Raw genomic sequence first — 7615 nt, forward strand, 5'->3', positions numbered from 1 at the left:
GATAAGGACGATAAATGCAGTGGTTAGCAATAGGTATGGGAGCTGCCATAGGGGCCTGCTTAAGAGCTTGGCTGGCTAAGTTTAATCCGCTGCATACTTGGATTCCTTTAGGTACTTTGGGTGCCAATATCCTTGGCGGCCTGTTAATAGGCATGGCCATGGTGGTCTTTATGAAAGTGGGACAAAATTGGCATCCTAACGTTAAGCTATTTGTGGTCACCGGGTTTTTGGGCGGACTGACCACCTTTAGTACCTTTAGCAGTGAGGTATTTGGCCTATTGCACGATGGGAAGGTTGTGGCTGGCCTAAGCTTAGTAGGACTACACGTGATCTTTACTTTGACCGCCACTGCTATCGGATATTATGTCACTCGACTGATGTTGTCTTAATCCACTAGCTCCTTCTTTATCTGCCTAGATATTTGGCAAACCTCCTATCGCTCGCCTCATTTTAATTACCCTATCTTTATCTTTATTTTTATTTCTTTCTTCCTTCCTTCCTCAATAGGGCTTTACTAGCTCATCCAACAGCTTAGCAAAGCCTTGCATATAAGCGATCTCTTGGCTTTTTTCGCGAGTGGCAGCAAATAATTGACAGAACACCCCATGTCTATTTTGATTACGCATAGAGGGCGGTAAGTCTTTATTTGAGCTATTTGGAGAAATAAGAGGTCGCGTCACAATCCAGCCTTTTTTCTCATATTCTGCGGCTACCCAGTCGGGCAGAGCGGCCACACCTCGTTCACTGGCTACCAACTGAATCAGCATGGCCGTTAATTCTGTGGTGCGTATTTTGGCAAAACTGACCTCAGCAGGTGCCATAAATTTGGCAATCACATCCAGGCGTTTGGCTTCTACAGGATAAGCAATCAAGGTTTGATCCACCAGATCACTAGGCGCAATACTTTGTTTGCTGGCTAGCGGATGGGTAGGGGATAACACCAGCCGACTTTCATAAGTAAATAGAGGTTGGTAACAGATGCCCTCTAACTCTAAATCACTGGTAGTAATTAATAAATCGATATCGCCTTCAGTCAATAAATGGTGAGGCTCAGGCTCAAAACCTGTGGCAAAATCAAGCTCTACATCAGACCACTCGCGACGGAACTGGTTCAAAATCGGCATCAGCCAATCAAAACAACTGTGACATTCAGAGGCTAGGCGCAGACGACCTGCTTGGCCATGAGCCAATCTTTTTAAATTATTTTTGGTTCTAATGACTTGAGGCAAGATATTGTCTGCAAGTTTTAGCACCACATTACCGGCTGGAGTAAATGTCAGCGGGCGGGTACGACGATTTACCAGCTTCACACCATAGTAATTTTCTAACTCTTTTAACTGGTGCGATACAGCAGAGGCGGTGACATGAAGTTCATCTGCCGCTGCGGCAAGTGAACCATGAGCACGTAAGGCTGACAGGGTTTGTAAATGACGAAGCTCAAGCATAGTTTTAGATCATTTTATTAGAGGGCTTTAGACTCTATTCTACCGCATTATCTAGGCCATATTCATCTGCTTAATCAGAGAATAAATTGTTGAGGTCTAAAAGTGAAGATTTTGGCTTTTGGTGAAGCGTATTAATGAGCGTTATTAAGTAGATATTAATTAAAAAAGACCAGGTTTTTCTGTGGCAGTAATAACTTATAAGAATAGGAGTTGTAAAAATAACTTGCGATAAAGGTAACTTTTACCTTATATTGACCTCATACTAAGGAGTCACATAGATTTACATTAGAGTAACTATTAGTTGAGAAATATGGGTGGTTGAGAAGTAAGGGCCTAAGTGTTGTTTTTTACCAGGCTACTCTCTACTCATCAATGAAAGCGAATGATGTTAATCAGTGTGACTTCATGTTCACAAGGAAGATGACTGGCTGTTAGCTTTTTACTGTCACTATTCCTATTATCAAAACTAGGCAAGTGAGAAGTGATAATGCAGTAAGTCGTAGTGAAAGCTTCTATAGCAGAATAAGAAGGCAGATGCAGAGAGGAAGCAGATATAAATGTGCTTATTTTCTAAAAATGTTTTTCTTTGTCCCAACTGCTGTGCTAATGAATTAATTCAGCATCTCCCTTTTAAACAAGTATTTTAAGAGAGCAAGTGGCTTTCTAGAGTAGAGCACTTGCTGCAAGGGTTATGCATTGAGGATAGAGTTATGTGGAAAAATATGGGTTTGACCAGTAAGATTCTGGTCGCAATGGTGCTAGGTATTATCCTAGGCCTAATTTTCAACTACACCGGCTTAAATGCTGAAGGTAGCTTCGTAAACAACTACTTGGTGAATGGCTTATTTAGCATCATCGGTAAACTGTTTGTTAACTCATTAAAAATGTTGGTTGTGCCTTTAGTACTAATCTCACTTATCTGTGGGGTGTGTGGTATTGGTGACATCCGTTTACTAGGTCGTATTGGTACTAAGACCTTCTTTATTTATATGTGTACAACAGCAATTGCGATTGCAACTGCTATTGGTCTAGGCTCATTGTTTGGTATCGGTAAAGGTATGAACCTGAAGCCTGAGACTGCTTTTGAAGCCAAAGATGCGCCACCTTTAATTGATGTTTTCTCGAACATTATCCCTTCTAACCCAATTAGCGCCATGGCCAATGGCGATATGCTATCGATCATTTTCTTTGCCATCTTGATTGGTATTAGTATCTTGATGGTTGGTAGACCGGCTAAAGGTTTGGTACAAAGTTTAGAGTTGATTAATGAAGTTATCTTGAAAATGGTAACCATCATTATGAACTTAGCACCTTATGGTGTATTTGCACTGTTAGTAATAGCTATGTCAGATCTAGGCTTAGACTTGATGGTGTCATTATTTGGTTACGTGGCAGTGTTGGTAGGCTCTTTGGCTTTCCACTTCTTTATTACCATGATGATTATCTTGAAGTTAACTTCGGGATTATCAATAAAAACCTTCTTATCAAAAATGCGTGAAGTTCAGATTTTTGCGTTTAGTACATCAAGCTCAAACGCTACTATTCCAGTAAGCTTACGTACTGTGACCAAGCGTATGGGTGTTGATAACTCAGTAGCTTCATTCACCATTCCTTTTGGTGCAACCATCAACATGGATGGTACGGCTATTATGCAAGGTACGGCCACTATCTTCATCGCTAACTTATACGGTGTGGATTTAAGCCTTACTCAGTATCTAATGGTTATCTTGATGTCAGTACTGGCGTCAGTAGGTACGGCAGGGGTTCCAGGTGTGGGTCTGATTATGCTTTCTATGGTATTTGCTCAAGTGGGCTTACCGATTGAAGGCATTGGTCTAATCTTAGGTGTGGACCGTCTACTTGATATGTTACGTACTGCTGTGAACGTTGGTGGTGATGCCGCTGTAACGGCCATTGTGGCAAAATCAGAAGGCAAAATGGACCTAGATGTCTATGCGGATCCAGAAGCTGGCACGAAAGATGTGTTCGATGGTTACATTGATCCAGAAAGTGAGCAAGAGTTTGCTCATGTCATGAGTGATGGCATTATGGGTAGCGAGTACGATGAGCTAAATAACAAGCGTTAATATTTGCTCTATGTTATCTCTATAAAAAAACCCCAATACGATATTGGGGTTTTTTTATGTCTGTGTATTTTGTTTGTAGATAAATTTATTCAGCCGTGATAACCGCCATTGTAATAAGAGGACTTAACCGATAACGTATTTGGTAACCATCGCCAGACACATGAGTACAATCACTGGACGAATTAATTTGCTGCCGCCTTTGACCACCATGTGGGATCCTGCAAAAGCGCCAAGGGTTTGACCCACCATCATGGCCAGACCCACTTTCCATAATACGTTGCCCCCTAAGATAAAAAAGATAAGTGAGGCGATATTGGTGGATAGATTTAAAATCTTCGCAGTACCGGTAGCTGCTATGATTTCTCTGCCGCGCAGGGCCACATTGCCTAAAGCAAAAAACATCCCCGTGCCTGGGCCGACGTAGCCATCATAAAAGCCAATTAGCGGTGCAATAATACGTTGCCAAGTAGACTCAGTGACTCTCGGCTCAGCTTCTACTTCACCAAGACTTGGCGCAAATAAGGTGTAAATACCAATAGCGGCAATTAAAAAAGGAATGAGTTTTTCTAGCATATCAGGCGGTGACATTTGTACTGCAATGGTTCCAATCACTGAGCCTATAAAGGCACCAGCAATTGCCATCTTCATGGTAGCTGGTTTGACCACCCCCTTTTTTATCATGGTAATAGAGGCTGTTAACGCTCCTGAAGCCGCCTGAAGCTTATTGGTTCCCAAGGTCATGACTGGCGGAATATTGGCCAGTAACATCGCCGGAATGGTCAGTAATCCGCCCCCACCGGCAATGGCATCGATAAAGCCTGCGACAGCTGCCACTGCGGTTAACATCAAAATAACTTCAAGGGTTAAGGAAAAATCCATAAGTGATGTCCAAAAATAAAGGTTAAAAACAGGGCGAAGACGACCATTGGGCGGTATAAAATCAAACCGTGAATTATAGCACGCAGTGATAGGCAGCGAGTGATGGATTGCTGATTTAGGGTTAGGGTCGTTATTTATGGATAAGGCCCATGATTTATTGAGTAAAGAAAACGAGTTGAAACACTAGGGGCTTGTGGATTTCAAATTTTATCTCGATAAGGGTGACTTTTCTGCTAACATTAATCGGAATTGATAAATTAATAAATTAAATAGTTTGATGGGCGAGAGAGTCAGCCCATTAGCAAGCAAGTGAGGAAGCATGGTGTTTCAAAAAATAAAAAAGTTCTTTGAATATGAAGCGGCAGGCGGCATTGTGTTGGCTATTGCAGCCATCGCAGCGATGATCGTTGCCAACTCACCACTGCACCATTGGTATGAGTCTTTTATTCATGCGCCAGTGGTGGTGCAAGTTGGAGACCTTATTATTGATAAAGATGCCCATCATTGGATTAATGATGGGTTGATGGCGGTATTCTTCTTTTTAGTGGGGTTAGAGCTCAAACGAGAAGTTTTGATTGGTGAGCTGTCAAATATTAAGCAAATTATATTGCCAGCAGCTGCAGCAGTTGGCGGTATGATTGCACCGGCCTTGGTCTATGTAGCATTTAACTACGAAAACCCAGAGTATTTGGCAGGTTGGGCTATTCCTGCAGCAACGGACATCGCGTTTGCCATTGGTATCTTAAGTTTATTGGGCAGCAGAGTCCCCAACTCCCTAAAGATCTTCTTGGTATCTATCGCTATTTTTGATGATATTGGGGCCATCTTAATTATTGCCTTATTCTATACCAGTGATTTGTCTTTACTATCGTTAGCGGTAGCAGGGATATGTTTGCCCTTTTTGTACTTTCTTAATAAGCGTAATGTCACGGCGATTACCCCTTATATCTTCTTTGGGATAATCATGTGGATTGCTGTGCTTAAATCAGGCGTCCATGCCACTTTGGCAGGCGTGCTGCTGGCATTATTTATTCCTATGGTTAACACTGATGACCCTGAGCATTCACCGCTAGAAGATTTAGAGCATGACTTACATGGCACGGTAGCCTTTGCGATTTTACCGCTATTTGCCTTTGCTAACGCGGGTATCTCACTACAAGGCGCAGGCTTTGCTCAGCTATTCCACTCAGTACCCTTTGGTATTACAGCCGGCTTATTTATCGGTAAACAGGTGGGCATCATGCTAATGACTTGGGCCATTATCAAAGCAGGTATGGCCTCCTTGCCAACGGGTACCGACTTTAAGCAAATCTATGGCGTGTCCTTGTTATGTGGTGTTGGCTTTACCATGAGCTTATTCATCAGTGGATTAGCGTTTGGCGGAGTAACTGAAGGCTTTGATCCTCGTTTAGGTATTATTTTAGGCTCTATTATTTCTGGTGTAGCAGGATATTTATTGCTAAAACATACTTTGAAAGAAGAGACAGCAACAGGTATCACTGCTTTAGACTTAACCAAGAGCTAGTGAAGGTCATGCTGTAAAGATAAAATAAATCTTAAAGTTTGTGACAAGATAGACTAACCATACCGGCCAGTAGAGAAGGTAATCCTAACTCTTCTGGCCGGACTCACAAAGGGAGCAACATTATTGTGAAAATAAGATATCTGTTATTGACAGCAGCCGCTGCATTGTCTGGATTAACGGGTTGTGCCACCTTGTCAAAAGAGGAGTGTTTGACGGGCAATTGGCAAGCGATTGGCTTTGCTGATGGGGCTGCAGGTAGGACGCCGGATTATTTAAATAGCCATAATAAGGCTTGTTCCAAGGTTGGGGTGGCTGCAGATTATCGGGCTTGGGAGCAAGGTCGCAAAGAGGGGTTAAAGCAATATTGTACCGAGACCAATGCTTATCAGATTGGACGTAGAGGAACTCAGATTAGCCCAGTGTGTCCTGCCAACGTCACCGCTAACTTAGAGCGTATTAATGCTGATGGCCGCCAATATTATTCTTTAAATAAACAGCTGCGTATCGAGCAAGATCGCCTAAAAACATATCAAGAGGATTACGATAAACTGCGTAGTGGGGATAATCTAAACTTTAGCAGTGAAAAAGAAGCTCGTAGTTATTTGGTAGAGTTACCCGCCAAAGCCAGTAAGGTAAATCAGCGCATAAAGAACCTAGAGTACTCTATTGAACAGCTGCAGAAAAAGTATGGCTATTAAGAGTGTTCTACTAGCTATTTAATTTGTTGGCTGCTTAACTTGTTAGCTATTGAAAGTAACAGCGATTTAAGCGATTAGATTAATTGCTTTGTTACACAACTTAATCAAAAGTCATGAAGAGAACACTAACAGACATGACAAGAGGTAACAGACAGCCGTAAGATGTCGATTATAATAGACCTCAGATTGATTTTTTTAGTGAGATTTTTAATAAAACAACATTAATATAAATTGCTCTATTTTTTGTCCCTTTAATTACAATAACTTCAATTACAATAACTTCTGGAGTTTCTTTATGAAAAAGCTATTAACTTTATTACCACTAAGCTTAGTTATGGCTGCTTGTGCAACTAGCCCAACGACTACTGCGCCAGAGACAGCAGCTAAAGCCTATGACCGTATGGCACCTGAGCAGTTTGTGTGTGAAGACGACGCGACTGTACAAGCTAAGTACTCAATAGACGGTGAGCAAGCGACAATCAATGCAAGCCTGCCTAAAGCTAACTGGAACAACCAAACTGTCGTTATGGACATTGCTACTTCAGGTTCTGGTTCACGCTATGTAAATACTGCAAGCCAAAACGTAGATTACCAGTGGCACACTAAAGGTGACATGGGTATCATGAGCGTTAAATGGGCTGATGGTAACGAATATAGCGTTAACTGTGAGCGCAGATAAGCTTTTGATTTAAAGCTTAATCCCAAGCTTTAGACATAGCCAAAGTATACAAGACAGCAATGACTTCAAGTCGTTGCTGTTTTTTTATGGAAAAAATTAAGGCAATTTTTCATATAATTGACACAGGGCAATCGCACTACAAAAAGTCAAAGAAGGAGTAAAATATAGCAACCGATCCATAAGAGGTAGCTATTATGCTCAATGATCCAAGAGAGTTCTTTGCCAAACTCAATGACCCAAGACGCCAAAACAAAAACCTCTATCATCCACTAGAGAACGTCATATTTATTGCGCTAACCGCT

Annotated in this window: 7 protein-coding genes; 5 read left to right on the forward strand and 2 right to left on the reverse strand. The window is 41.7% G+C overall.

Annotated features, from left to right (window positions below):
* The first annotated feature begins 14 nt into the window (after positions 1-14).
* Positions 15-389 (forward strand): fluoride efflux transporter CrcB, encoded by a 375-nt coding sequence (crcB, locus tag A1232T_RS05720; protein WP_077448508.1) that lies wholly within the window; start codon positions 15-17, stop codon positions 387-389.
* Between the two features lie 111 nt (positions 390-500).
* Here crcB and A1232T_RS05725 read toward each other — a convergent pair whose 3' ends face one another.
* Positions 501-1445: a LysR family transcriptional regulator gene (locus tag A1232T_RS05725; protein ID WP_077448509.1), complete on the reverse strand. Its 945-nt coding sequence runs from the start codon at positions 1443-1445 to the stop codon at positions 501-503.
* 710 nt (positions 1446-2155) lie between these two features.
* Between A1232T_RS05725 and A1232T_RS05730 the strand changes: the two genes are divergently transcribed.
* Positions 2156-3532 carry a dicarboxylate/amino acid:cation symporter gene (locus tag A1232T_RS05730; protein ID WP_077448510.1) on the forward strand — a complete coding sequence of 459 codons (1377 nt, stop codon included), beginning with the start codon at positions 2156-2158 and terminating at the stop codon, positions 3530-3532.
* 123 nt (positions 3533-3655) lie between these two features.
* Here A1232T_RS05730 and A1232T_RS05735 read toward each other — a convergent pair whose 3' ends face one another.
* Positions 3656-4411, reverse strand: a complete 756-nt coding sequence (locus A1232T_RS05735; RefSeq protein WP_077448511.1) for a TSUP family transporter — start codon at positions 4409-4411, stop codon at positions 3656-3658.
* Between the two features lie 319 nt (positions 4412-4730).
* Between A1232T_RS05735 and nhaA the strand changes: the two genes are divergently transcribed.
* From nhaA to A1232T_RS05750, 3 genes are all read left to right on the forward strand, one after another.
* The gene (gene nhaA / locus A1232T_RS05740; RefSeq protein WP_077448512.1) at positions 4731-5936 is read left to right on the forward strand and encodes a Na+/H+ antiporter NhaA; all 1206 of its coding nucleotides are present in this window, start codon (positions 4731-4733) and stop codon (positions 5934-5936) included.
* A gap of 125 nt (positions 5937-6061) precedes the next feature.
* Positions 6062-6634 carry a DUF2799 domain-containing protein gene (locus A1232T_RS05745; RefSeq protein WP_244152395.1) on the forward strand — a complete coding sequence of 191 codons (573 nt, stop codon included), beginning with the start codon at positions 6062-6064 and terminating at the stop codon, positions 6632-6634.
* A 295-nt stretch (positions 6635-6929) separates the two neighbouring features.
* Positions 6930-7313 (forward strand): MliC family protein, encoded by a 384-nt coding sequence (locus A1232T_RS05750; RefSeq protein WP_077448513.1) that lies wholly within the window; start codon positions 6930-6932, stop codon positions 7311-7313.
* Positions 7314-7615: the final 302 nt, after the last annotated feature.

The sequence above is a fragment of the Psychrobacter pasteurii genome, assembly GCF_900162815.1.
GTDB classification, from domain to species: Bacteria; Pseudomonadota; Gammaproteobacteria; order Pseudomonadales; family Moraxellaceae; genus Psychrobacter; species Psychrobacter pasteurii.